25 protein-coding genes and 1 tRNA gene are annotated in these 23,617 nt (G+C 69.5%); 14 read left to right on the top strand and 12 right to left on the bottom strand.

The features are described from left to right. Positions 1–332 precede the first annotated feature (332 nt). Positions 333–1,364 (top strand): D-alanyl-D-alanine carboxypeptidase family protein, encoded by a 1,032-nt coding sequence (locus tag ACFO60_RS37900; RefSeq protein WP_380851297.1) that lies wholly within the window; start codon positions 333–335, stop codon positions 1,362–1,364. A 78-nt stretch (positions 1,365–1,442) separates the two neighbouring features. On the opposite strand, the gene ACFO60_RS37895 is transcribed toward ACFO60_RS37900, so the two are convergent. The 4 genes from ACFO60_RS37895 to ACFO60_RS37880 form a co-directional block, all read right to left on the bottom strand. Continuing rightward, the gene (locus tag ACFO60_RS37895) at positions 1,443–2,210 is read right to left on the bottom strand and encodes an RcpC/CpaB family pilus assembly protein (RefSeq protein WP_380851294.1); all 768 of its coding nucleotides are present in this window, start codon (positions 2,208–2,210) and stop codon (positions 1,443–1,445) included. 223 nt (positions 2,211–2,433) lie between these two features. Then, a complete protein-coding gene (locus ACFO60_RS37890) occupies positions 2,434–3,240 on the bottom strand; it encodes an S-methyl-5'-thioadenosine phosphorylase (protein WP_380851292.1) in 807 nt (268 codons plus the stop codon). Positions 3,241–3,618: 378 nt separating this feature from the next. Continuing rightward, the gene (locus ACFO60_RS37885) at positions 3,619–3,963 is read right to left on the bottom strand and encodes an FmdB family zinc ribbon protein (RefSeq protein WP_380851289.1); all 345 of its coding nucleotides are present in this window, start codon (positions 3,961–3,963) and stop codon (positions 3,619–3,621) included. 150 nt (positions 3,964–4,113) lie between these two features. Continuing rightward, complete coding sequence (locus tag ACFO60_RS37880; protein ID WP_380851286.1) at positions 4,114–5,616, bottom strand: potassium/proton antiporter; 1,503 nt, start codon at positions 5,614–5,616, stop codon at positions 4,114–4,116. Between the two features lie 127 nt (positions 5,617–5,743). Between ACFO60_RS37880 and ACFO60_RS37875 the strand changes: the two genes are divergently transcribed. Beyond that, positions 5,744–6,892, top strand: coding sequence for an LCP family protein (locus tag ACFO60_RS37875; RefSeq protein WP_380851283.1), 1,149 nt, complete (start codon positions 5,744–5,746; stop codon positions 6,890–6,892). 110 nt (positions 6,893–7,002) lie between these two features. Here ACFO60_RS37875 and ACFO60_RS37870 read toward each other — a convergent pair whose 3' ends face one another. Further along, the gene (locus tag ACFO60_RS37870) at positions 7,003–7,563 is read right to left on the bottom strand and encodes a 5-formyltetrahydrofolate cyclo-ligase (protein ID WP_380851280.1); all 561 of its coding nucleotides are present in this window, start codon (positions 7,561–7,563) and stop codon (positions 7,003–7,005) included. A gap of 24 nt (positions 7,564–7,587) precedes the next feature. Between ACFO60_RS37870 and galU the strand changes: the two genes are divergently transcribed. The 7 genes from galU (at position 7,588) to ACFO60_RS37835 (ending at position 13,230) form a co-directional block, all read left to right on the top strand. Further along, positions 7,588–8,493: a UTP--glucose-1-phosphate uridylyltransferase GalU gene (gene galU, locus ACFO60_RS37865; protein ID WP_380851277.1), complete on the top strand. Its 906-nt coding sequence runs from the start codon at positions 7,588–7,590 to the stop codon at positions 8,491–8,493. Positions 8,494–8,688: 195 nt separating this feature from the next. Continuing rightward, positions 8,689–9,897 carry a molybdotransferase-like divisome protein Glp gene (glp, locus tag ACFO60_RS37860; RefSeq protein ID WP_380851274.1) on the top strand — a complete coding sequence of 403 codons (1,209 nt, stop codon included), beginning with the start codon at positions 8,689–8,691 and terminating at the stop codon, positions 9,895–9,897. Further along, a complete protein-coding gene (gene moaC / locus ACFO60_RS37855; RefSeq protein ID WP_380851271.1) occupies positions 9,894–10,364 on the top strand; it encodes a cyclic pyranopterin monophosphate synthase MoaC in 471 nt (156 codons plus the stop codon). Before glp ends, moaC begins: the two co-directional genes overlap by 4 nt. Further along, entirely contained in the window at positions 10,361–10,840 is a 480-nt protein-coding gene (locus ACFO60_RS37850) for a MogA/MoaB family molybdenum cofactor biosynthesis protein (protein ID WP_380851268.1), read from the top strand. The genes moaC and ACFO60_RS37850 overlap by 4 nt, the downstream gene beginning before the upstream one ends. A gap of 161 nt (positions 10,841–11,001) precedes the next feature. Then, positions 11,002–11,634, top strand: a complete 633-nt coding sequence (locus tag ACFO60_RS37845; RefSeq protein WP_380851265.1) for a GNAT family N-acetyltransferase — start codon at positions 11,002–11,004, stop codon at positions 11,632–11,634. A gap of 293 nt (positions 11,635–11,927) precedes the next feature. Next, positions 11,928–12,812: a hypothetical protein gene (locus tag ACFO60_RS37840; RefSeq protein ID WP_380851262.1), complete on the top strand. Its 885-nt coding sequence runs from the start codon at positions 11,928–11,930 to the stop codon at positions 12,810–12,812. 344 nt (positions 12,813–13,156) lie between these two features. Continuing rightward, a tRNA-Ala gene (locus ACFO60_RS37835) sits at positions 13,157–13,230 on the top strand. A 533-nt stretch (positions 13,231–13,763) separates the two neighbouring features. On the opposite strand, the gene ACFO60_RS37830 is transcribed toward ACFO60_RS37835, so the two are convergent. The 3 genes from ACFO60_RS37830 to ACFO60_RS37820 form a co-directional block, all read right to left on the bottom strand. Next, the gene (locus ACFO60_RS37830; protein ID WP_380851259.1) at positions 13,764–14,189 is read right to left on the bottom strand and encodes a hypothetical protein; all 426 of its coding nucleotides are present in this window, start codon (positions 14,187–14,189) and stop codon (positions 13,764–13,766) included. Between the two features lie 139 nt (positions 14,190–14,328). Further along, entirely contained in the window at positions 14,329–14,805 is a 477-nt protein-coding gene (locus ACFO60_RS37825; RefSeq protein ID WP_380851256.1) for a hypothetical protein, read from the bottom strand. A gap of 213 nt (positions 14,806–15,018) precedes the next feature. Continuing rightward, on the bottom strand, positions 15,019–15,342 hold the full coding sequence (locus ACFO60_RS37820) for a hypothetical protein (RefSeq protein WP_380851253.1): 324 nt from the start codon (positions 15,340–15,342) through the stop codon (positions 15,019–15,021). 824 nt (positions 15,343–16,166) lie between these two features. On the opposite strand from ACFO60_RS37820, the gene ACFO60_RS37815 reads away from it, so the two are divergent. Next, entirely contained in the window at positions 16,167–17,396 is a 1,230-nt protein-coding gene (locus ACFO60_RS37815; RefSeq protein WP_380851250.1) for a chymotrypsin family serine protease, read from the top strand. Between the two features lie 116 nt (positions 17,397–17,512). Here the strand turns inward: ACFO60_RS37815 and ACFO60_RS37810 are convergent, their stop codons facing one another. Beyond that, complete coding sequence (locus tag ACFO60_RS37810) at positions 17,513–18,445, bottom strand: MerR family transcriptional regulator (RefSeq protein WP_380851247.1); 933 nt, start codon at positions 18,443–18,445, stop codon at positions 17,513–17,515. Between the two features lie 169 nt (positions 18,446–18,614). Here ACFO60_RS37810 and ACFO60_RS37805 point away from each other — a divergent pair, with 169 nt between their 5' ends. Next, a complete protein-coding gene (locus ACFO60_RS37805) occupies positions 18,615–19,226 on the top strand; it encodes a DUF6461 domain-containing protein (RefSeq protein WP_380851244.1) in 612 nt (203 codons plus the stop codon). 69 nt (positions 19,227–19,295) lie between these two features. Here the strand turns inward: ACFO60_RS37805 and ACFO60_RS37800 are convergent, their stop codons facing one another. Further along, positions 19,296–20,021, bottom strand: coding sequence for a LysR family substrate-binding domain-containing protein (locus tag ACFO60_RS37800; RefSeq protein ID WP_380851241.1), 726 nt, complete (start codon positions 20,019–20,021; stop codon positions 19,296–19,298). A gap of 87 nt (positions 20,022–20,108) precedes the next feature. Between ACFO60_RS37800 and ACFO60_RS37795 the strand changes: the two genes are divergently transcribed. After that, the gene (locus ACFO60_RS37795; protein WP_380851238.1) at positions 20,109–20,456 is read left to right on the top strand and encodes a DUF5997 family protein; all 348 of its coding nucleotides are present in this window, start codon (positions 20,109–20,111) and stop codon (positions 20,454–20,456) included. Between the two features lie 33 nt (positions 20,457–20,489). Here ACFO60_RS37795 and ACFO60_RS37790 read toward each other — a convergent pair whose 3' ends face one another. Continuing rightward, the gene (locus ACFO60_RS37790) at positions 20,490–21,038 is read right to left on the bottom strand and encodes a CGNR zinc finger domain-containing protein (protein ID WP_380851235.1); all 549 of its coding nucleotides are present in this window, start codon (positions 21,036–21,038) and stop codon (positions 20,490–20,492) included. Between the two features lie 26 nt (positions 21,039–21,064). Here ACFO60_RS37790 and ACFO60_RS37785 point away from each other — a divergent pair, with 26 nt between their 5' ends. Both ACFO60_RS37785 and ACFO60_RS37780 read left to right on the top strand, forming a co-directional pair. Continuing rightward, entirely contained in the window at positions 21,065–21,529 is a 465-nt protein-coding gene (locus ACFO60_RS37785) for a GNAT family N-acetyltransferase (RefSeq protein ID WP_380851232.1), read from the top strand. Continuing rightward, on the top strand, positions 21,526–22,689 hold the full coding sequence (locus tag ACFO60_RS37780; protein ID WP_380851229.1) for an MFS transporter: 1,164 nt from the start codon (positions 21,526–21,528) through the stop codon (positions 22,687–22,689). Before ACFO60_RS37785 ends, ACFO60_RS37780 begins: the two co-directional genes overlap by 4 nt. A 129-nt stretch (positions 22,690–22,818) precedes the next feature. Here ACFO60_RS37780 and ACFO60_RS37775 read toward each other — a convergent pair whose 3' ends face one another. Beyond that, positions 22,819–23,601, bottom strand: coding sequence for a MerR family transcriptional regulator (locus ACFO60_RS37775; protein WP_380851226.1), 783 nt, complete (start codon positions 23,599–23,601; stop codon positions 22,819–22,821). Positions 23,602–23,617 lie beyond the last annotated feature (16 nt).

Genomic DNA, 23,617 nt, shown 5'->3' with positions numbered 1-23,617 from the left:
TGTGACATGTGGGGGGGCGGGGCGTGCGCGGGGCGGGGTTTGGCGTGCCGCGGGCGGGGTTTGGCATGTGCGGGCAGGGGCGGGGTTTGGCATGTGCGGGCGGGGGGTGGCGTGTGTGGGGTGGGCGGGGGAGCGTGGCGTGGACAGGGGAGGCGGGGGGCGTAAAAGCCGTGATCCGTACATAACGGCTATCGCGACTCCGCCCCGGGCACTCGGGTTGCTGTAGTAACGTGCGTGCGGGCGCAGGTCACAGATTCGCAAATGGAGGGGTCCGTAACGTGCCATCTCCTCGATCGGCGGGCCTGGTCGCGGTCCTTATGGCGATGATTTCCATGCTCAGCGTGACCTCGTCCGGCACGGCGCAAGCACGGTCCGCAACGCTTGAAGCGGTCGGCCGAAAACCGGATCCGACCAACCTGACAGAGCTGCGCCGTGAGGCCGAGAAGTCGTCCCAGGCGCTGGCGGATGCCACCAAGGCCCTGGAGCAGCGCCAGGCGACGCTGGTGAAGTCGGACAAGGAGCTCAAGGGCAAGCTGGAGCAGCTGCGCACGGCGAACCTCGAGTTGTCCAAGATGCGTCAGCCGCTCGCCGACCTGGTCCAGTCGCTTTACCAGGAGCCTTCGGGGGGTGACATCGCGCCGTTCTTCAATGGTGACGACGATGCGAGCCTTCGGGCTCTGAGCGACATGACCTACCTGGTGTCCGGGCGGGACGAGATACTCGCGGACGCGGGGCGGCTCTCGCAGGAGCAGCAGAAGCTGGCCGCCGAGGCTCAGGAGCTCCGGGCGACCAAGTTGCTGGTCGAGGCCCAGCTCAATGTGGAGATCGACACGCTCAGGAAGCGGTCGGCGACCGTGGTGAAGGCGCTCTCGCGGACGCTCGTGAAGCTGGGCGTGCGCGTCAACCAGGGCGGTCGTTCGGGCGCCGCCTGTGATCCGACCCGGGTGAGCTCCGCCGCGCAGTATCCGAACGGGCTGCTTCCGGCGGATGTCCTGTGCCCGTTGCAGCAGAAGGGACGCGAGTTGCGGGCCGACGCGGCGATCGCGTTCGTGGCGCTCAGCGAGGCCTACCGCAAGCGGTTCGGCAAGGCGATCTGCGTGACGGACAGCTACCGCAACCTGGGACAGCAGCAGTCGATCTTCTACCGGAGACCGGGGTTCGCCGCGGTGCCGGGGCGCAGCAACCACGGGCTCGGCCTTGCGGTGGACCTGTGCGGAGGCGTCCAGGTCTTCCGGTCGGTGGAGTTCAACTGGCTGGAGGCCAACGGCAAGCAGTTCGGCTGGATACACCCTGATTGGGCCTATCACAGCCCGTTCGAGCCCTGGCACTGGGAGTACGACCCCAAGCTGGGCTCGTTGCTGTGAGCGAGGCTTAGGCTGCTTCGGCTCTGTCGGCGCAGTTCATCTGCGGCTTCGACGGTGCTGGGCCGACTTGGCGTGCTGTCAGCGGCCTCGACCGTGAATGGTGATCGATAGGCGCGAGCTCGTGCCGGCCTGGGCGAGGCGCGCCGCCTGGTCGGGGGTGGTGGCCAGCACGACCAGGGCGCCGGATTCGGACATGGAGCCTGCGGAACCGCCCCAACGTGATCCATTGGGCACGGCGATGACGGTGACGGCGTGCGCGGCCGTCGAGGTTCGGGGGTTCGCGCTTCCGGCGGCCGCGCTCTGAGGAACGGCCGCTCGGGAGGACGGCCCGGTGGGTGCGGCGCCGGGGTCGTGGTCCGAGGTCGCGGCGGGGTCCGGGTCGGGGGGCAAGGGTGGGGCGAGGTCGTCCCAGCCGGCGGATGAGGCGATCACGTCGATGACGTCACCGGGCCGCAGCAGGCGGGCGGACGCGGCGTCCGTGACACGGACCGGGGTGGCGAGCATGCCGGGGCCGTAGGCGTCGATGAGCGCCGGGCCGAGCAGGCGCAGGTCGGTGATGGGTTCGCCGCGCCTGGCCGGGGCGGTGAGGACGCGGCCGGTCACCCGGGCCCCCGGACGCAGGGCGCCGTCGGGTACGGCCTCTTCGGGCAGGTGGACGGTCGTCAGGTCGGACACCGACAGCGTTCCTCCGCCGAGGTCGTGGGCGGCGGCCAGGACGGCGACAGTGGGAGCAGGACGCACGGCGAGCCCGGCACACGCGGCGCCCAGCGCCGCGAGCGCGACGGCCACGGGCCGGCGCCGCCGGTTGAGCAGCCGAACTGCGCGAGTGGGGACGGCCCGCCGCATGGTTGACTCCTGTTCCGGTGGTGGGGGTGAGTGCAGGGACCTCGGCGGACCCGGGTGCTTGTTCGGTTCGGGGTGTTCGGCCGGGGCGGGTGCCTCCTCGGCTGTGCGATCTCTTCAGGTTCTGGTGCCGGACGACGGCCATGGGTGGGGTGGGTTGCGGGGCCGCGTCCGGCAGGTCAGGGGAGGGCGTTCGGGGTTGGAGGTCAGAGGGTTCCGCTGGAGGTCAGGGGAGTTCGAAGGGGAGTTTGATGCCGTTCAGGGCATCGCCGCAGGGGCAGTCGCGGTCGAGGGGAAGCCCGGCGACGACCGAGCCGACGAGGGTGCGCATGCGCTCGCTGTTGGCGGCGAAGAAGGCGAAGACCTCCTCCTGGGTGACTCCCTCGCCCGCGTCGACGCCGGCGTCGTGGTCGGTGACGAGCGACAGGGAGGTGTAGCAGAGCGCCAGCTCGCGTGCGAGGACGGCCTCCGGGTGACCGGTCATGCCGACGATCGACCAGCCGTTGGAGCTGAACCACCGTGACTCTGCGCGGGTGGAGAAGCGGGGACCCTCGATGATGACCAGAGTGCCGCCGTCCACGGCGTTCCATTCGTCGGCCCGGGCCTGGGAGTAGGCGAGGGCTCTGCCGACCGGGCAGTAAGGGTCGGCGAAGGGGACGTGCACCGCGCCGCCCTCGTCGTAGTAGGTCTGCGCCCGGCCGGAGGTGCGGTCGACCAGTTGGTCGGGGATCACCAGGGTGCCCGGGCCGTACTCGGCGCGTAGGGAGCCGACGGCGCTCGGCGCGATCACCTGGCGGACGCCGAGGGAACGCAGGGCCCAGAGATTCGCCTGGTAGGGGATGCGATGCGGCGGGAACCGGTGATCTCGGCCGTGACGGGGCACGAACGCCACCGTGCGCGAGCCGATGCGGCCGACCGTGATGGTGTCGCTGGGAGACCCGTACGGGGTGGAGATCTCGATCTCTTCGGCGTCGTCGAGGAGGGAGTAGAAACCCGAACCGCCGATGACCCCGATGTCAGCTGTCATGACCATGCGCCCGAGATTAGCGTCCTCGGCGCGGAGCGGTGAGAGTGGAGGGGAAGCCTGTGGAAAACGCGTGTGGCGGTTGGCGGGCAGGCGTGCTCACCGGGGCGGGGAGTGCCCAGCGGGTGGGGATGCGCACTGGATCGGGGCGTTCGCCGGGGCGCGCTCAAAGGGGGCGATCAAAGGGGGCGTTCACCGAATGCGCTTAACGGGGTGCGTTCACCGGGGGGCGCTTAACGGGGTGCGTTCATCGGAAGAGGGGTTCGCTGGGCGGGCCTGCCTGCCGGGGCGGGGAGTGCCCTTGGTCGGGCATGCTGGGCGGAACGGCGTTCCCGGGAGGGAGTGGTGGGTTGTACGGCGTGAGCGGCCGCACAACCCGAGGAGGCGTCAGGCGGCGGAGCTGCTCGGCGTGGTGCTCGCCGAGGCGGGCTCCTTCTTCGCCGGCGTGCTGGAGGCCGAGTCGGACGAGCCGCTGGAGGAACCGCCAGAGCCCGAGGAGCCGCTGGAGCTCGACGCGCCGGCGGCCGCCGTGGACGGTGAGGTCGAGGCGCCGGAGGAGCGGTTGTCCGTCCGGTAGAAGCCCGAGCCCTTGAACACGATGCCGACGGCCGAGAACACCTTACGCAGCTGACCTTCGCAGTTCGGGCACGTGGTCAGCGGGTCGTCGGTGAACCGCTGGACGACCTCGAGCCCTTCACCGCAAGCGGTACAGGCGTACTGGTAGGTGGGCACGCGCTCCTCCTCATATGGCTCAGTGTGGCTCAACGCAGATTGGCACTCTACCGCTGCGACTGCTAATGGTACGCAGCCGATTAGGCTAAACGCCACCCGGACGGGTTCTAATCCCTGCCCTGAGCCACAGGACGGGGGGCGAGGTGGGGGTCATTCGCCGCGTTCGCCGTACCAGCCGGCGAGTTTGCCGCGGCGGCTGACGGCTCGCAGGCGGCGTTCGACGGTCTTCCGGCACGCGGCCGTGGTCACGACGAGCAGCTGGTCCTCGGCTCGCAGCCGCGTGGAGCCTTCGGGGACGAATGAACGGCCTTCCCGCACGACCATGGTGACGGCGGCGTCGGACGGCAGGCGGAGCTCGAAGATCTCGACTCCGTGCAGCCCGGAGCCCGGCGGGATGGAGACCTGCAGCAGGTCCGCGTTGAGCTCCTCCAGCGGCGCCGATTCGACGCCGAGGTCGCGTGCCTCGGCCGGAGCGCTGACCTGCAGGACGCGGGCGAGGAACGGCAGCGTCGGCCCCTGCACCATGGTGAAGACGATCACGATGACGAAGACCTCGTTGAACACGCCCTTCGCGCCGGTGATCCCGGCCGCCCACGGGATGGTGGCGAGCACGATGGGCACCGCGCCGCGCAGGCCCGCCCATGACAGGAACGCCTGCTCGCGCCAGGACAGCCGGTCGGAGCCCGACACGCGTACGACCAGGGCGGAGACCACCACGGACAAGGGGCGGGCGATCAGCAGCAGCACGAGCCCGATGATCAGGCCCGGCACGATCATCTGTGGCAGTTCGAGCGGGCTGGCGAGGACGCCGAGCATGACGAACAGGCCGATCTGTGCCAGCCATGCCGCTCCCTCGGCGAAGGCGCGGGTCGGCACGCGGTGGGGCAACCGCATGTTGCCGAGCACCAGCGTGGACAGGTACACGGCGAGGAAGCCGCTGCCGTGCAGCAGCGCCGCGCCGCTGTAGGCCACGAAGGCGAGGGCGAGCACGGCGATGGGGTACAGGCCGGACGCGGGCAGGGCGACCCGGCGCAGGGCGTAGCCGCCGAGGGGGCCGACCGCGAGGCCGACGGCGGAGCCGATGGCCAGCTCGAAGACGGCGTCCAGCACGACGTGTCCCACGCTGGGCATCGGCGTGCTGACCTGGCTGAGCATGACGACGACGATGACCGTCGGCGCGTCGTTGAAGCCGGACTCGGCCTCCAGGATGCCCGAGAGGCGTTCGGGGAGGGGCAGGCGGCGCAGGACGGAGAACACGGCTGCCGCGTCGGTGGAGGCGAGGATGGCGCCCAGCAGCAGGGCCGTGCGCCAGTCCATGCCGATCAGCCAGTGCACCGCCGTGGCCAGCGCGACGATGCTCACCGAGACGCCGACGGTGGCGAGGACGACCGCGGGGGGCACGGCCCGGCGGACGTGTTCCCAGTTCGTCGTGAGGCCGCCTTCGGCCAGGATGACCGCCAGGGCCGCCAGGCCGATCTGCTGGGCGATCAGCGCGCTTTCGAACTGGAGACCCAGGCCGGCCTCGCCGACCAGGAGTCCGAGCGCGAGATAGATCAGCAGGCTGGGCAGGCCGGTGCGGTGCGCCACGCGTACCGAGGCGATGGCGGCGATGACGACGATCGACGCGAGGAGCAACCAGAGATCGAGATTCACTGGCCCCCCTCCCGTGTTTTCCGTCCATTGTGTCGTATTCGTATAGGCCTCTACCACGAACAACGGCTATGGACTACCGTCACACGCGACACAGACGACGCCATACAACCGGTTTCAGGGGACGAAATTGGCCGACGACACTTCCCCGGTCCTGGAGAACGCGAGGAGGGACCGTTACGTCGACGGCGACGAGGTCGTCCCCCTCGCGGCGCCCGAGCCCCCGGAGTCGGCTGAATCGGCCGGGTCGCTCGACTCGCCCGGGTCTGCGAAGCGGTCCGAAGCTCCGAGGCCGCGCAAGAAGCGACGGTTCTTACGCCGGCTCGCGATCGCGACCGGGCTCGTTCTCGCCATGGTGCTGGCGGCGGGGTTCGCGGTCGTGATGGAGCGCCAGATCACGCTCAACGGCAACATCGAGCGTATACCTGGAGCGTTCCCGGAGGAGGCGGGCCGGCCGGGCAAGGCCGTGGGGGACGCGCAGAACTGGCTGCTGATCGGATCGGACAAGCGGCCGGGCGAGTCGGGCGCCCAGCGGGCCGACACGATCATGATCGTTCATGTCCCGGCCGACCGCGATCGGCTCACTCTCATCGGAATCCCCCGCGACTCTTATGTCCGCATCCCCGGCCGCGGAAACAACAAGATCAACGCGGCGTACGCCTTCGGTGGCCCCAAGCTGCTGATCAAAACCGTCGAGGACCTGACGAAGGTCCGCATCGACCATTTCGCGGCCCTGGACTTCAAGGGGTTCGTCACGATGACGCGGGTCATCGGAGGCGTGGACGTCTACGTCGCGCGCAAGGTGTACGACCCGATGAACAAGGTCACCTGGCCGCAGGGGCTCGTGCACCTGGAGGGCGAGAAGGCGCTGCTGTTCGTGCGCCAGAGGTACAACCTGCCGGGCGGCGACTTCGACAGGATCAAGCGGCAGCAGGCGTTCGTCGGAGCGCTGGGGCACAAGATCATCAACAGGGACATGCTGACCGATCCGCTCAAGTTCAACGACTTCCTCGAGGCGCTCACCCGGGCGGTCAGCGTCGACTCGGGCGTGACGCTCAGCACGCTGCGCGACCTGGCGCTGGAGCTGCGCGACATCCGCCCGGACACCGTCGACTCCGCCACGATCCCGACACTCGGCACCGCCACGGTCAAGGGCGCCAGCGTCGTACGCCTGGACAGGAAGGCGGGACGGAGCTTCTTCGACGCGGTCAGGAACGACGACCTGGAAGAGTACTTCGGCAAGAACGGCGGCCTGAACGACCTGCAGATCCTTCCCTGAGGCCCTCCAACGGCGCTTCCTTCCCCGCGGCTGCCCGACGGCGAGTCCTTGCCTGCCGCTCTCCGACGGCGAGTCCCTCCCTGAGGCTCGCCGACGGCGAGACGCCGGTCTCAGAACGTGACGATGCCGGACGGAAGGGCGGCCATCGAGACCGGGCGGTCATGCGGTTCGGCCGGGACGCCGTCGACGATCTCGCCCTCGTGGAGCAGGGCGACCGTCGGCACGTTCGGGCCGACCCGCGCCAGCGCCCGGTCGTACGAGCCGCCGCCACGCCCGAGCCGGACGCCGGTCGCGGCGTCGACCGCCAGGGCGGGAACGATGACCAGGCCGGCGGTGCGGATGGCGTCCACGCCGCGCCTGGTGTCCACGGGCTCCATCAGGCCGCGCCGCCCCGGGGCCAGCGAGTCGGGCCCGTCGTACACAGCCCAGTCGAGGTCGTCGTCCGAGCGCAGGACGGGCAGGATGATCGTGGTGCCGTGCTTCCAGAGAGCGAGGATCAGGCCGTGCGTCGCCGGCTCGGTGCCCGAGGACCAGTAGCACGCGACGAGCCCGGCCATCTGCACCCACGGCTGGTCGAGTAGCGTTTCCCTGATCGCGGTGGCCGAGCCGCGCGGATCGGGCAGCCCTGCACGTGCGGCGACGATCCTCCGGCGCAGCTCCGCTTTGTCCACTCGGCCCTCCATTAAGGTGCACTCATGGCTGACTTCGATCCAGTGACGAAAGTTGTCATCCCCGCCGCCGGTCTGGGCACGCGATTCCTCCCGGCGACCAAGGCGACCCCGAAAGAGATGCTGCCGATCGTCGACAAGCCGGCCATCCAGTATGTCGTCGAGGAGGCCGTCTCGGCCGGACTCCTCGACCTCCTCATGGTGACAGGCCGGAACAAGCGTTCCATCGAGGATCACTTCGACAGAGCTTACGAGCTCGAAGAGGTCCTCGCCGCGAAGGGCGACTCCGAGCGTCTCTCCCAGGTTCTCGAGCCGGTGGAGATCGCCACCTTCCACTACGTACGGCAGGGAGAGCCCAAGGGGCTCGGCCACGCGGTGCTGTGCGCCAAGCAGCACGTCGGCGGGGAGCCCTTCGCCTGCCTCCTGGGCGACGACCTGATCGACTACCGTGACCACCTGCTCAAGCGGATGATCGAGGTTCGCAACACCTACGGCGGCAGCGTCGTGGCGCTGATGGAGGTGCCCAGGGAGCAGGTGTCCCTGTACGGCTGCGCCGAGATCGCCCCGACCTCCGAGGACGACGTCGTCCGCGTCACCGGGCTGGTGGAGAAGCCGCCGGCCGACGAGGCGCCGTCGAACTGGGCCGTCATCGGGCGCTATGTCATCGATCCCGCCGTCTTCGAGGTGCTGGAGAACACGGCGCCGGGACGCGGTGGCGAGATCCAGCTCACCGACGCTCTGCTGGAGCTCGCCGGCCGCTCCACGGCGGAGGGCGGCCCCGTCCACGGCGTCCTGTTCCGCGGGCGCCGCTACGACACCGGCAACAAGCTCGACTACCTGCGGACCGTCGTCCAGTTCGCCGCCGACCGTCCTGACCTGGCGCCGGACTTCATCCCGTGGCTCCGCGAGTTCCTCGACGAGTCCTCCGAATGAACCGGTCCTCCGACGCGCGGGCCCGCTGAATGAACCACCTGGCGGATGGACGAGCCCTTGAGGCGAGGTCCTTCGGCTGGGCGGCTCTTCGGAGGGACGGTTTTCGGAGAGGCGCGGGGACTTCAGATGATCTCGGGTGGACAGGGTCTCCAGTGGACACGGCCCCCAGACGAAGGGGGCCGGAGGGTGGATGCGATGAAAACGGTTGACGCCCATCTGGCCGACATCCTCGGCGCGGTGCGTCCGCTCGACCCTGTCCCGATCGACCTGGAATCGGCGCTCGGCGCCACCCTGGCCGAGGACGTCGCCTCGCCGGTCGCGCTGCCGCCGTTCGACAACTCGGCCATGGACGGCTACGCCGTACGGGCCGAGGACGTCGCGGGGGCGAGCGAGGACGCCCCCGTGGTGCTGCCGGTGACGCTCGACGTCGCCGCCGGCGACACGGCGCGGCGGGCGGTCGAGCGGGGGTTCGTCACGCGCATCATGACCGGGGCGCCGGTGCCCGAGGGCGCCGACGCGGTGGTGCCGGTCGAGTGGACCGACGGCGGCACGGTGAAGGTCGCGATCCGCCGCCCGGCGCCGCCGGGCAACGCGATCCGCAGGTCGGGTGAGGACGTGCGGGCGGGCGGCCCCGTGCTGGACGCGGGCACGGTCATCGGCCCCGCACAGCTCGGCATTCTCGCCGGGGTGGGCCGGCGCACGGTGCTGGCCCATCCGCGTCCCCGCGTGGTGGTGCTGTCCACCGGCGCTGAGCTCGTCGAGCCAGGGACGCCGCTCGGGCACGGGCAGATCTGGGAGTCCAACAGCTTCACTCTCGTCGCGGCCGTCTTGCAGGCGGGCGGTGAGGCGTCCCGGCGCGGCGCCGTCGGCGACGACCCTGAGGCGTTCTCCGAGACGCTCGACTCCCTGCTCGGCGAGGCCGACGCGGTGATCACCAGCGGCGGCATCTCCATGGGCGCGTACGAGCCCGTCAAGGAGGCCCTGTCGCCGCTCGGCACCGTCCGGTTCGAGAAGGTCGCCATGCAACCGGGGATGCCGCAGGGCTTCGGGCTTCTCGGCGACCGGCAGATCCCGATCTTCACGCTGCCGGGCAATCCGGTGTCCTCGTACGTGTCGTTCGTCCTGTACGTGAAGCCGGCGCTCGCCAAGATGCGCGGCCTGCCGGCCGGTCCTCCCGCCACCGTCACCGCGACGGCGGCCGCGGCGCTGCGCTCGCCGGCCGGCCGGCGGTCCTTCCTGCGCGGCGTGCTGACCACGCGGGACGGGGCCGCTTCGGTGGCGCCCGTCCACGGGCAGGGTTCCCACCAGCTCGCCGCGCTCGCCGGGGCGAACGCCCTGATCGTGGTGCCAGAAGACGTCACCGATCTGCCTGAGGGAGCGGTCGTGGAGGTGATCCCGCTGTGAACGAGCTGACGCACATCGACGAGTCCGGCGCGGCGCGCATGGTGGACGTGTCCGCCAAGGACGTCAGCGTCCGTACGGCGTGCGCCACCGGACGGGTGCTGCTGTCGCCCGAGGCCGTGCGCATCCTGCGATCCGGCGAGGTGCCGAAGGGCGACGCCATCGGGGTGGCGCGCATCGCCGGCATCCAGGGGGCCAAGCGCACGCCGGACCTCATCCCGCTCTGCCATCCGATCGCCCTGCACGGGGTCAAGGTGGAGGTCGTCGTGGTGGACTCCGGCGTGGAGATCACCGCGAGGGTGAAGACCGCCGACCGCACGGGGGTGGAGATGGAGGCGCTCACCGCCGTCTCGGTGGCCGGCCTGGCGATGATCGACATGATCAAGGCGGTGGACTCGGCGGCGGTGATCACCGACGTGCGGGTGGAGGAGAAGACCGGCGGCAAGACCGGCGTCTGGACCCGGCCGTGAGGGCGCTGGTGGTGACGGCCTCGAACCGGGCCGCCGCCGGTGTTTATCCGGATAAATCCGGGCAACTGCTGGCCGAGCTGCTCGCCGAGGCGGGCTGCGGGCAGGTGGACGGCCCGAGGGTCGTCCCGGACGGCGAGCCCGTCGAGACCGCCCTGCGCGAGGGGGTCCGCGCCGAGTACGACGTGATCGTCACCACCGGAGGCACCGGGCTGACCCCGCAAGACCTCACCCCCGAGGTGACGCGACGCGTCATCGAACGCGAGATACCGGGCATCGCGGAGGCGATACGCCAGGCCAACCGCGACAAGGTGCCCACCTCCATCCTGTCGCGCGGGCTGGCAGGGCAGGCGGGGAACACGCTGATCGTGAACCTGCCGGGGTCTTCCGGCGGCGTTCGCGACGGCATGGCGATCCTCGCCCCGATCCTGCGGCACGCCGTCGACCAGATCAGAGGCGGCGACCACCCCCAAGGCTGACACGCACCCGGCGCGCCGTCGGCCAGATCGGGGGCGGCGACGACTCCAGAGGCTGACACGCGCCCGGTGGACATGATCGAAAACACTGGCGGGACCCCCTCAAGGAGAGGGCCCGGTGGCCGCCATGGCGGATTCAGGGTTGAACAGGGGATGATTGTCCCGTGGATCGACTTCGCGGCTGGCCGGTGACCCTGGACGAGGGACCGGTGGGACTCCGGCCGCTGCGCCTGCGCGATGTCAGCGCCTGGCGTGAGACGCGGCTGCGCAACGCCGACTGGCTGCGCCCCTGGGAGCCGAGCAACCCTGAGACCCCGTTGTTCCGCACCGGCCTCGGCCCCTACATCTCCATGGTCGGCACCCTGCGCCGCGAGGCGAGGCAAGGGCTCGCGCTTCCCTGGGTGGTGACCTACAGAGGGGCGTTCGCCGGGCAGCTCACCGTGGGCGCGATCGTGTGGGGCTCGGCCCGGTCGGCGCAGGTCGGCTACTGGGTGAGCGGCACGCTCGCCGGCCGCGGCATCACCCCGACGGCGCTCGCGATGGCCGTCGACCACTGCTTCTTCACCGTGGGCCTGCACCGCCTGGAGGCCAATATCCGGCCCGAGAACCACGCCAGCCGGCGCGTCGTCGAGAAGCTCGGCTTCCGCGAAGAGGGGGTACGCCGCCGGCAGCTCCACATCGACGGCGCCTGGCGCGACCACATCTGCTACGCGCTCACTCTTGAGGACGTCCCGCGCGGGCTGCTCGCGCAGTGGCGGCAGACGAGGGAGAAAACCGCCCATGACGGCCTGTCGTAGCCGGCGACAAAAATCTTTGACCTAGGCCTGGGGATAAACAGGTTGACGATCTCACGACACACCGCACCGAATGCTCGTCAATCAGTGACATGCGGTCCTACGGTGCGTGACGTGAACACATTCGCGACGGCCCAAGCCCGGTGCTGTGTTCATGCTGCCCAGACGACGGCACTTCCATTCCCCCCGGATCCCATCCGCCCGCCCGCCCCCACCTCCCAGGCGCCCTCCGTCCGTGCGGCCCGAGGGCGGGCCGGCCACCGATCGGCACGTCCGTACTCCCCGGAGGTGGGCGGGTGAGCAGTGCCTTCCTCTACCTGGGCATCGTGCTCATGTGGCTGTGCGTTCTGGTGCCGATGTGGCTGCGCCGTGACCGTCACACCTTCGACATCATCGAGCCGTACACCGACGTCGAGGAGCAGGAGGACTCCGACGACTCCGGAGAGCCCGGCGAGTGCGATGAGGGGTCCGAGGGGGACACCCTCGCCGAGGCCCCGGTGGCCAAGGCCTCCGCCGGGCAGGCTCCCGCCGCGGACCCCGCCGACGACGAGATCACGATGGAGATCGACGCGTCCGCGTCCGCTCCCGCGGCCTCCCCTGCCGCCACCGCCCCGGCCGCGCCCAGGCGCTGGACCACATCCGGGACCTCCGCCGGCTCAGGTGCCCCTTCCACCGCGTCTCCCGAAGTCACGCCCACCGAGACCTCCCGGTCCCTCGCCGGCTCATCCGCGGAGGAGTTCGCCGGGCCCGATCTCGAGGACCTTCCCGGCGACGGAGTCCCCGGCGAGCACGTGTCCGCGCCGGACGCCTCCATGTCCGAGTGCCGCCGCCGGGCCCGTGTCATGGCCCGTCGCCGCCGGTGGCTTCTGTTCAGCGTGCTGCTCCACATCGCCTCGGTGGTGACGGCGGCCGTCGGCGTGGCGCCATGGTGGAGCATCGCGCCCTCCGTGGTCGTGGTGGTGGCGTACCTGGCCGTCCTGCGAGTGGCCGTCGCCGTGGACGCCGAGCGCCGGGCCGCCGAGGCGAAGGCCCATGCCGAGCGACGGCGCAGGGCGCGGGAGCGGGAGCAGGCCCTCGAACTCGCGGCCCAGCAGGCCGAGGCCGAGGTCATCGAGTTCCGCAAGCGTGCCGAGCCTTTCGACCAGTACGCCGACCGCTCCCGCCGCGCCGTCGGCGACTGACGGTGATGATGGAGATGAGCGCCTCCCGGCAGGGGGCTGACCCAAGGTCTGACGGTGAGGACGCGGGCGAGCGCATCCCGGCGGGGTCCGCCAAGCGCCTGACCGCTCCGCCCGCGGCAACGCCCCCGGCCGCCACCACCGCGTCTCATGGCCGGTGGCCGCCTGAGGCTGTGGCCCGGGGCCGGCGGCTGTCGCGGCCGCGTCCAAGGCCGGTGACGGTCGCAGTTGCGTCCCGAGGCCGGCTGACCGTGCCGGCTACAGCGCCGGTACACCGACTCCAGGGGCGCTCACCCACCCGGGTGGCGCGGATGGTCCCCAATGTTTGCTAATCTGGTCCCGTCCTTGGGGCTGTAGCGCAGTCCGGTAGCGCACTTCGTTCGCATCGAAGGGGTCAGGGGTTCGAATCCCCTCAGCTCCACCCAGGGCCGTTCTTGAGACGGCTGGACTGAGGTTGACGGGATCCCGTCCGATCATCTGAATCGGACGGGATTTCGTGTTTTCCGAGGTCTTCGGATCGTTGGGCGGGCTGGTTCTGGCTCGTGTGGCGTTCGTGGCGAAGGGCGCTGGTGGTGTTGAGCCGCTGGGAGCGCGTGAAGGGCTGGCGGCCGGGTGTGCAGGACCGGCCGGTCGGAGTCGTGCTGTCCGGTTATCACCCCAGCGGATCAGGTGACCGGTGGCGGCCTGCCGGCGGTTCCGGATCCGGATCTTGTTCAGTGGATGCGTAGGTGTCCTCGGGTGGAGGCTCGCGGTGGTCGTGGGCTTGCCGCCAGGCGAGCAGGATGAGCTCGTTGGTGACGGCGACCATGAGCGCGGCGAGCAGGGTCTGGGCGACGCGGCCGTGGGCGAGGCGGATCTTGGGGTCGCTGAGGTCGATGTGGTGGCCCTTGAGGCGGCCGTTGATGCCTTCGGTGTTGGCCCGGATGGGCTTGTAGGCGTCCTGCCAGGCCGGGGTCAGATATGCGGGTCCTGCCGAAACTTGTCCCTGGCGCCGAGGTCGTCGGGGTGCAGCAACTCCCCTTCCGGCGGCGCTTGCCGAGGCCGATACGCGGTGATCTTGGCTGAGGTTTCCGGATCGAGCGTCATGCACCATCCCATACCGGCTGGACAAGCAGCCGTCGTGCGTTGGACGACATGCACCGATAGGAGAGTTTGGTGATGGTCGGAGGGCGAGCGCGTACCCGGGCGCCGCGGGAGTTGGCCGAGGACCCGCAGGACTGGCCCGAGGCGGAGCTGGCCGGCCAGGTCGCCGCCGATGCCGTTCAGCACGTCGCCCGCCATCTGGCCGCCGCCATCACGGCTCAGCGGCTGAGCCTGCGCGCGCTGGCCGCCGCCTCCGGGGTCAACCGTCAGGCCATCGCCGACCTGCTGGCCGAGCATGCAAAGAGTAACTGTAGATGGCTGTGGGACGCCGGTGAAGACAGATCTGCAACATCCGCCGCTGCAAAGCCCGCAGCTGGCAGATGATCGGCAAGGGAGCGGAGTTGACGCGGCGTGCTGGATGCTCAACTGCCGACCCTCACGAGAGTCTGGCCACCAGCACCGCCCACCTGGCATCGGCCGGAGCTTTGACTGTCAGCGTGTGTGGTTCCGGTTTTGAGACAGGGTAATCGTCGAGCGTGAACGTGGTGTAACCCGCGGCGCACTGCCGCAACGTCTGAAAGCCCTCACTAATCACGATCGTCAGCTTCGCCTGGGAACCAGCACAATCCACAGCAATCATGTACGAGTTCCCCACCTTGAGCTTGCCGGCCCACTCTGCATCACCGTCGTCGGCGACATGATGCAACAGGACCTTGCCCTTCACCTTCGTCCGTAGATCGACCAACGGCCGCGCTGGTGGAGGACTTGCCGACGGGGAAGGGGCGGAAACCTGTGTAGACAGGCTCGGCTCCGCCGATAACCGTTCCGAGCAGGCGGCCATTAGGAGCATGACCACGATGAAGCCGACCGGGAACCGGCCGAGACGACGAAGGGGGAGATCGGCAAGCATCACGCCGAGCACTCTAACGACCTGACACTCTCGAAACCCCCGGGAAACGATCACGGACAGCTCGGGAAGCGATCTTCTATAAGCCTACTTTCCCCAGGCCAGCGCTATTTGTGAACACCCATCCAGGTCAAAGGCCACTTCCCATCCCGGGAGGTGGCCTTTTTGATCTCTATGCAGCAGCGCCATACAGCAACGGTGTCCGCACCGCTCGTGGGCTCAGTCCGGCAAGGTGAAGGGGACGCGGCGCCATGGAGTGCTCGCTGCTTCGCGTTCGGCGGCCCAGCCGAGAGGGAGATCTGCAAGGGCCCGGATACTGCTGTTGCGTTCGATAGCGGTCCAGATGCACATTGCCGCGCACGCGCCGTCGCCGTTCGGATCATTCACGCCATCGCCTACCAGCCACTCGTTGTCGTCCGTGTGGCCGACGAAGAGTGCAGGCGTATCGCCCTTCGCAACTGTCCACTGGACAACGGCTCCGAGATCAGGAGGGAATTCGTTGCTCTCGAAAGGCCAGGGTAGCGACCGGAAGATCTCATGCATGCCGCTGAACCGTAGCAGGCCGCCGAGGGCATGCAGAGTCAGCGAAACAGTGGGACCGATGACACGAGACCGCTGCGGACGCCCACAGACGGTAGACGGAGCGCACATGGAGGCATTCAATGGGCACACGCTGATCTGGCTGCCTAGTCTTACCCCTTCGCGTGGACGGGTCAGGGGTTCGAATCCCCTCAGCTCCACCCAGGTCAAAGGCCACTTCCATGATCGGAAGTGGCCTTTTTGGATCTCCGCACAGCAGCGCCGTACAGCAATGGCTATTCCAGTTGCTTGCCCAGCTTCCTAAGCGCCGTCCTCGTGGCTTCGGACGCGAGAGGCGCGGGTGACACCGCCCGGCGTACGGTCTGCCAACTGCTGGACACAGCCGCGGCGAGCCGCCAATAACGCGAGCGGAACCGGTCCCCCGCGCCCGGACAGCCCGATCGGTTTCCCGTGAAATACGCGCGGCCGCTCCGCGATCCGCGGTCAGGGTGAAACGCGCCGGACATGATGCTCTTGGCGGCTCGCCGCTGTCCAGAAGCGGACACCGGGCGGAGAGCGCCTTTTGCGTGGTTTCCGGACACCGGAAAGCCATTTCCGCAGGTCGACGTGCACCGGCCCGCGACCGTGTGCCGTAAGTGTGAAGCCGAATTCCGGCAGGCAACCGCTCAACAAATCCCTTTATCAGCCGCAAAATCGCGCGTCAAGCCGTTGCTTCCCTCATAGATGCCTGCAATACCGAATCTGTCCCATAACCACATCGCGGAGCAGAGTTGATGAAAACCTCTTCAAGCACCGCAAGAGCCCCACGAGCCATCCGCCGTCTGACGGTGGCGCTGGGAGTCGCCGTCGCCGTGATCGGACTGGGCGCCGTCCATGCCACGGCCGCACCCGCACCCGCACCCGTCAAGGACACCACGGCCCGGCCGATCGAGCCGGTCGGCGAGGTGCCCGGCGCTTTCGCCTCCTGGACCGACCTGCTGGCCACCCAGCAGAAGCTGGTCAAGGCGGCCGACCGCATCACTGCCGCCACCAAGACCAAGGAGGACACCGGATACGCCGGCATCATCGCCGCGCCGGAGAACCACGAACTGCGCGTCTACTGGAAAGGCGACGCCCCGAGGCGCATCGACGAGCTGATCGGCCGGCTGCGCGAGGACGTCCCGGTCAGTGTCCTGCCCGCGGCGTACTCGGCCCGAGAGCTTGAGCGCGAGATGAACCGTCTCGCCCGCGTCTCCGCCGGTGCGATCACCTCGATCGCGCCGAAGGTCGACGGCTCGGGCCTGACGGTCTCGGGCGCCGACCTCGGCCTGACCCGCGCCAAGGTCGCCGACTCCACCGTGCCGATCACCATCCAGGCGGGCGTCACGCCGGCCCTGGCCAGCCGCTGGGACGACAACACACCATGGTGGGGCGGGGCGGCCTGGCGCAAGAACGTCATCGGCGCGTTCGGCTGCTCCACCGGCTTCGCCGTCGCCTACGGCGGCACGACCAGGATGCTGACCGCGGCCCACTGCGGTGAGATCGGGCAGACGGCCACCGACCCGACCGGCCAGGCGATCGGCCCGATCTCCTACCGCGACATGTACCGAGACGTCATGTTGATCAGCGCGGGCACCGGGGGCCGCGTCTACAACAACAACCCCGGCACCATCTCGCCGGAGTTCAGCAACCCGGTCATCGGCACCACCGGTTCCTACGTGGGCATGTGGCTCTGCACCTCCGGCGCCTACTCGGGCACCCTGTGTTCGATCCAGGCCAAGCAGGTCGACGTCACGTTAAGCGTGGGCTACCCGATCTATGGCCTGGTCATCGCCGAGCAGGCGGCGCACACCAACGCGGCCGGCAGGGGTGACAGCGGCGGCCCGGTGGAGATCCTCAACCCGTCCAGTACCACCCAGCAGTACGCGGTAGGGGTCATCTCCGCCATCGACCCCAGCACGCCGGCGCCCTGCACCGGCTATGTGACCAGCGGGCGTACCTGTTCCTGGCGGTTCTATTACGCGCCGTGGAGCAACGCGACCACCGCCTTCCCGGGCATCACCCTCGTGACCGGCTGACCCTTCGACCGGCGGGTTGTACGCGGCGCGCGACGCCGCGCAGCCCGCCGGTCCGGGTACCCCCTGCGCTGCCGTGGTCGTGAGCAGAGACTGACGGCATAAGGCGGAGAGCGACCTCACCGACCCGCACGCAGGGCCTGAATGAACCAGCTGAACAGCGGCGCCATGCTCGGCGGCACCGGCCGGCCATTGATCACCGCGAGCAGTTGCAGGTAACGCTCGGCGAACGGTTCGTCGGCCACCTGCAGGCGGTCCAGCATCCAATCCCGCAGGTGGGCGTCGTCGGCGCGGCCGAAGGTCTGCGCGTACCGGGTGGCGAGGGCGCCGACGATGGCGGCCGCCTGTGGCGACGCGGGGTCCACGCCCGCGGCCACCGCCGCGCCGACGCGGTCGCGGACCTCCTCGGTGAGCTCGTGGTGCAGCCCCGTGGTGTCGCCCTGGGCGCGTTCGGCCGCCTGGTACTCGGCCAGCCGGCGGACCGCCGCGCGGAACTCCGGGTCCTGAACCAGTTCGGCCAGCTCCACCCAGGCGTCCACCTGCGCGGGATCGGGGTCGTCGGGCAGGTCCGGCATGGCCGAGCGCATCATCGCGACCCACTCGGGATTGGCGTCGAGGTCGCCCAAGACCTCGTCGATGAAGTCGGTGACGAGGCGGTGGCGTTCCTCGTTGGAGAGTTTGGCGAGCCTGTGCATGAGTTCCGTCTCCTCTAACGTCGATCCCCGTCTGGCCACCGCGCGCAGTACGGCTCGGCGCAGCCGCAGGATGCGGATCTGCACGTCCAGCGCCTCGGCGTACTCCTCGGCGACCTGCGCCACCGGAAGATCGCGTTCCAGCAGGCGCCGCACAGTGGAGAGATCGATCCCCAGCTCGCGCAGCGCGCGCACGAATTCCAGCCGGGCCAGCGCGCCGACGTCGTACAACCGGTAACCAGCGGGACTGCGGGTGGTGGGCGGTACGAGCCCGCGGTCGGAGTAGAACCTGATCGCTTTCACCGTGAGCCCGGTGCGCCGGGCCAGGTCTCCGATCGTCAGCAGCACGTCGCCGTCCATGCGCACACTCTGCCGTCTCCCCTCAGAGGAGACTCAACCGCGAAAGCCGTGATCTTCAAGCATGTGAAAGATCAAGGGATCTCTGCGACCCTGATCTCCACCCACAAGATCGGCAAGGTGCCCCGTAACCCACGGGCGTCTTGCGAGACGCCCCTGTCGAGAGGCAGCCATGCGGTCACGGACCTATCTGCACGACCTTCTGGTCTCGATCCTCTTCACTGAAGGACTCGATGCCGACATGGACCTGTGGGCGCTGGGATTCAGTGCCATCTGGATCAAAGGCGCTAGCCTCGACGCCCTCGCCCCGGCCTTCTCCCTGGACCTCGCCACCCGTACCCCGTGCTACCTGAGTGAGATCCTCGACCGCAACATCGATGACGGCTCCGACTGGGTGGCCGAGGTCAACGGCTGGATCGGTGTCGTGCCGGCGCGTTCCGACGACGCGTTCCTGCTGTCCATCACCGAGGGCGGCCGTGAGGCCCTCGGTCTCGAGATGGACATCAACAACAACGACTACTTCAAGTACGCGCGCGACGGGCGCATGGTCGTCTCCTTCGAGCCGACCATGCCAGAGGTGCGGTACGGCGACGATCCGCACGCGCTCGACCACCTGATGGACGGACTGCGCTTCCAGATCACTGATGACGGCGTCTCCGACGATCGCGTGGAACAGGACGAGAGCATCAGCTCCGCCTTGGCGCTGATCGGGCGGATCACCGAGACCGACATCGCCACTGACTGGTTCCAGGCGCTGCACTCGCGCATTCGCCCCACCTCCTGACGGCTCCCGCTGAGGCATTGAGCGGCCGCCGGCCAGGTCCGTCGGCGTCGGGGCTGCGGGTCAAGCGGGTCAGCGAGGGCGGTTGCCCTTCTTTTTGCGGCCGGTCGGCACGACTCGGCGACTGGAGCCCTGTGCGGGTTTCTGTGCCTGCCGCTGTGCCGGTTTCTTCGCGGGGGAGGCGGGGGTACGGCCCCGCGAGCTGTTCACCGTCCGCCCGCGGACGACGCCGATGAAATCTTCCACCAGGTCAGTGGTCGCGTCCGTAGGCCAGGCCAGCGCGACCTGAGACTGCGGGGCGTCCTGCACCGGCCGGTAGGTGAGATCCCTGCGGTGGTGGAGGCGTGCCAGCGACTGCGGCACCAGGAGGATCCCGGTGCCGGCCGCCACCAGTTCGACCGCGTCCGCCGTTGTGGCCGGTCGGGTGAACGCGGGCAGCCCGGGGCGGACCGTCCACTCGATGGTGTCGTCCAGAGGATGGAGCACCTCTTGATCGGCAAGGTCGGCGATGGCCACCTCGTCGGCGTCGGCCATCGCGTGATCCTTGGGCACCACGACCACCGTGGTCTCCACGTAGAGAGGGATCACGCTGAGCCCGTCCCGGTCGACCGGGAGTCTGACGAATGCGGCGTCGGCGCCGCCATCCCGCAGGAGTCCCACCACCTCGGCGGCGGGAACCGTGACCGGGGTGATCGGCACTCCGGGCATTCTCTCGGTCCAGACGTTGACCCATTTCGCGGGCGTCACCCCGGGCACGTACGCCAGCCTGAACGCCTTGCCGTTCTCTCCCTCGGTCACTTCCTCAGCGTAGCGATGTCAGGGGAGCCGTTCCGACTCGCTACCCTTGGTGGCATGCCCTCGCCGAAACCGAAGACCATCCAGACGATGAAGCCCGCGACCGCGGCCAAGAAGCTGGGTGTCCTCCTCTCGGCCACTCCCGCCGAGTTCCAGGCGGGTGTCGTCTCCAGGGACGAGCTGAACGCGTTGCAGTCGTCGCCGCCCGCCTGGCTCGCTGACCTGCGCCGCAATGGCCCGCACCCCAAGCAGGTCATCGCCGCGAAGCTCAAGGTCTCCATTTCCGGCCTGATCAGAAGTGGGATCACCGGACCGCTCACCACGGCGGAGATCGAAGCGGTGAAAGCGGAGAATCCGGCGTGGCTGGAGCGCGAGCGGGCCATCCATGCCGAGGCCCGCAAGGAAGCGCTCCGCCTCAAGCAGCCCGCGGACGGCTGAGGTCCCGCACATCTCACTGGACACACCCGTCGGCTACCGTCGGCTGCTGGGTGGTCGGGCGGAGGGTGTGGACCGACGGGCCCGGTGGCGGCGTACCGCATCGCGGTTGGCGCACGGCTGGGAGCAGTAGCGCTGCCGTGCGGTGCGTGAGGTGTCCGCGAAGATCGTTTCGCAACCGGCGGCGGCACACCGTCCGAGCCGGTCCATGCCCCGGCTGACGAGGTGCATCGCCGTGCCCACGGAGATCAGCGCGAACAGCACCGCGCCGAGCGGTTGCAGGTCGTCGCGATAGTGCAGGTGCCAGCCGTGGGCGTGGTCGGTCAGCCGGGGGTAGGCGGCCGACCGGGCCAGCATCTCGTTGACCAACTCGGCCTTCGCGCGCTCGTCCGCGGCGTCGACGACGTTCGTCCAGGCGTCGATGACGGCGAGGGTCTGGTCGAGATCCGATGGTTCGACGGGGCGTTCCAGCACCAGACCGGCCGCGCGGCAGCGGTCGGCGAGTTCGCCGGCGCTCGCCGGGGGGCGGTTCGCCAGTTCCGCGGCGAAGTTCACCACATCCGCGCCGTAAGGGTTGAGGTGCACAAGCTCATTACATCAGCCTGTACGTCATGGCGCGAACAGCAACAGAGCACGACATTCCGGAACTCGTCCGTCTCCGGGCACTGCTCTTCGACGACCTCGGCGGCGACTTCTTCAACCCCGGGAACGCCGGTGACGACTGGCGCGACGCGCTCGCGCGGATCTTCAAGCGGAAGCTGACCGACCCCGACTGCCGGATCCTGGTCGTGGACGCCGGCACCGGCCTGGCCGCCTGCGGTATCGGCACGATCGAACAGTGGTTTCCCGGCCCCCACTCCCGCAACGGGAGGATCGGCCACGTCATCGGCATGGTCACCGACCCGTCGTACCGGCGGCGCGGACACAGCCGGGCGATCATGCTCGGTCTGCTCGACTGGTTCCGCGACCGCGACGCCGTACGCGTCGACCTCACCGCCTCCCACGAGGCGGAACCGCTCTACCGGCGGCTCGGCTTCTCCGACCACCCCGACCCCCTGTTGTGCTGGAAGCCGTGAGGACGTCGCGGTACCGCTGGGTCGTCCTGGGTATCGCGACGTTCACTCAGGCCGCGGCCGCGTTCTTCGTGCAGGGCATCGGCGCGATAGGTCTCCACCTGCGACGAGACCTGGAGCTGAACACGACCCAGCTGAGCCTGCTGCTGTCGGCGGCTCAGCTGCTTCCTCTGGCCGGACTGCTCGTGGCGGGACGGCTGCTGGACCGCCACGACGAGCGCTGGGTCGTCGGGATCGGTGCTCTCGTGGTCGCCGTCGCGCTGGCCGCCGGCGGCGCGGCCCCGGGGTACGTCTCCTTGCTCGTCGTCCTGCTGATCGTCGGTGCGGGGTACAGCACCATTCAGCCGGGCGGCGGCAAATCGGTGGCGTCCTGGTTCGACACCTCGCAGCGAGGCTTGGCCATGGGCATCCGCCAGGCGGGGCTCCCGCTCGGGGGCGTCCTCGCCGCCTTCGCGCTTCCCTCGCTGGCGACGGTCTTCGGGTGGCGGTCGACGCTCGTGGCCGGCGCGCTCGTCGCACTGTCGGGCGCCGTCGCCTTCATGGCCTTCTACCGCCGCCCACCGGACCGGCGCCCGATGCCGGCCACGTCCCGCGTGCGGCTGGACCTGCTCCGCGAACCGTACATGAAGAAGATCATTTGGTCCGGTACGAGCATGGTGTCGGTGCACAGCGGCGTGGGCCTCCTCACCGTGCTGTACCTGCACGAGGTGACGTCCATGGCCGCCGACTCGGCGGCCTTGGTCTACGTCGCGGTTCAGTGCGCGGGCGCGCTGGGCCGCGTCTGCCTGGCGGCTTGGAGCGACCGCAACAGATCCGGCCGCTATGCCTGCGTCCTGACGTGCCTGGCCGCCGTGATCATCGGGATGGCGATGCTGACGACGCCCATCGGCCGATCCCCCGTCGTGGCCTGCCTGCTCTTCGTCTGGCTCGGCTTCTTCGGAATCGGCTGGTACGGCCCCTGGGTCGCCTACGCCGCCGAATCGGCGCCGCCGGACCACACCGGATTCGCCCTCGGCCTGGCCATGGCCGTCAACCAGGTGGCGGTCATCCTGGCGCCACCCGTGCTCGGCCTGCTCACGGACCTGACCGGCGGTTTCGCGTCCGCCTGGGCCCTGCTCGCCGCGCTGACCGCCGTCACCCTGACGACGACGGCCCGGCTGTGACCGGTTCGGACGGCAGCCCCTGGAAAGACCTCGGTGATCCTGTCGCCGGGGTGGGGGCGCCGGTTCCGCGTTCCTCTACCTCACTCTGGCCCGGTTCACCGTGGAGTGGCCGACAGGGGCACGGCGTGGTCAGTGGGTGCCTGGTCTGGGGATATGGATGCCGGCGGCGCGGAGCTTGGTCTCGACGAGCGCGACTCCCTGGGCCGTGGCCGATCCCTGCTCTTCGCCGTGGAGGGCGATCAGCTTGTACCGGGTCGTGGCCTCGGTGCGGGCTTGCAGACCGGTAACGATCTTCAGGTGTGCGGGGTTGGCGAGGAAGTGGTCGGCCATGGCGGTGGCGAGTTCGGCGATGCGCGGGTCGTCTGGCTCCCAGGCCGCGGCTTCGGTCGCGCGCTTGATCAAGGCGACGAACCGGGTGTCTTCGAGGGCGTGCTCGACATGGGTGAGGTAGTCGTCGAAGCCCTCGGGGACCAGTGCCCTGGCCAGGACCCAGCCCTCCCTGGCGGCCGCCACCTCCTCCGCGGCGAAGCCGAGGCCGGATAGCCGCTCCAGCAGCGCGACAGCGCGGTCGGGCAGCAGAGCCCGGTCGCCATCGGCAAGCCGGTGCAGCGTGTCACGCCGCGCGATCAACTCCTCTATCTGTCCGGTGAGCTGCCGCTCGACGTCGGCGAGTGCGGCCGCGAACAGCGCGGGGTCGGCGTCGAGCATCGGCCCGATCTCGGCCAGCGGCACTCCGGCGGTGGCCAGCGTCCGGGCCTGTACCAGCCGCAACAGCTCGGCCGATCCGTACCTGCGGTAGCCGGAGCCGTCGCGTTCCGGCTCCTGCAACAGGCCCAGCTTGTGGTAGTGCCGCACCGTCTTCACCGTGACGCCGACGAACGCCGCCGCCTGCCCGATCGTGACCCCGTTCATCTGCGAAATCCTGCCT

This window comes from Sphaerisporangium dianthi (genome assembly GCF_042654065.1).
Taxonomy (GTDB): domain Bacteria; phylum Actinomycetota; class Actinomycetes; order Streptosporangiales; family Streptosporangiaceae; genus Sphaerisporangium; species Sphaerisporangium dianthi.
Note: the sequence above shows the minus strand (reverse complement) of the source record. Positions and strands in the feature narration are given on the sequence as shown.

Excerpts from the sequence above, each read along its gene's own strand:
- ACFO60_RS37900 (WP_380851297.1), top strand. The coding sequence starts at position 333 with ATGCTCAGCGTGACCTCGTCCGGCACGGCGCAAGCACGGTCCGCAACG.
- ACFO60_RS37895 (WP_380851294.1), bottom strand. The coding sequence starts at position 2,210 with ATGCGGCGGGCCGTCCCCACTCGCGCAGTTCGGCTGCTCAACCGGCGG.
- ACFO60_RS37890 (WP_380851292.1), bottom strand. The coding sequence starts at position 3,240 with ATGGTCATGACAGCTGACATCGGGGTCATCGGCGGTTCGGGTTTCTAC.
- galU (WP_380851277.1), top strand. The coding sequence starts at position 7,588 with ATGGCTGACTTCGATCCAGTGACGAAAGTTGTCATCCCCGCCGCCGGT.
- glp (WP_380851274.1), top strand. The coding sequence starts at position 8,689 with ATGAAAACGGTTGACGCCCATCTGGCCGACATCCTCGGCGCGGTGCGT.
- ACFO60_RS37830 (WP_380851259.1), bottom strand. The coding sequence starts at position 14,189 with ATGCTCGGCCAGCAGGTCGGCGATGGCCTGACGGTTGACCCCGGAGGC.
- ACFO60_RS37820 (WP_380851253.1), bottom strand. The coding sequence starts at position 15,342 with ATGCATGAGATCTTCCGGTCGCTACCCTGGCCTTTCGAGAGCAACGAA.
- ACFO60_RS37810 (WP_380851247.1), bottom strand. The coding sequence starts at position 18,445 with ATGGACGGCGACGTGCTGCTGACGATCGGAGACCTGGCCCGGCGCACC.
- ACFO60_RS37805 (WP_380851244.1), top strand. The coding sequence starts at position 18,615 with ATGCGGTCACGGACCTATCTGCACGACCTTCTGGTCTCGATCCTCTTC.
- ACFO60_RS37795 (WP_380851238.1), top strand. The coding sequence starts at position 20,109 with ATGAAGCCCGCGACCGCGGCCAAGAAGCTGGGTGTCCTCCTCTCGGCC.
- ACFO60_RS37785 (WP_380851232.1), top strand. The coding sequence starts at position 21,065 with ATGGCGCGAACAGCAACAGAGCACGACATTCCGGAACTCGTCCGTCTC.
- ACFO60_RS37775 (WP_380851226.1), bottom strand. The coding sequence starts at position 23,601 with ATGAACGGGGTCACGATCGGGCAGGCGGCGGCGTTCGTCGGCGTCACG.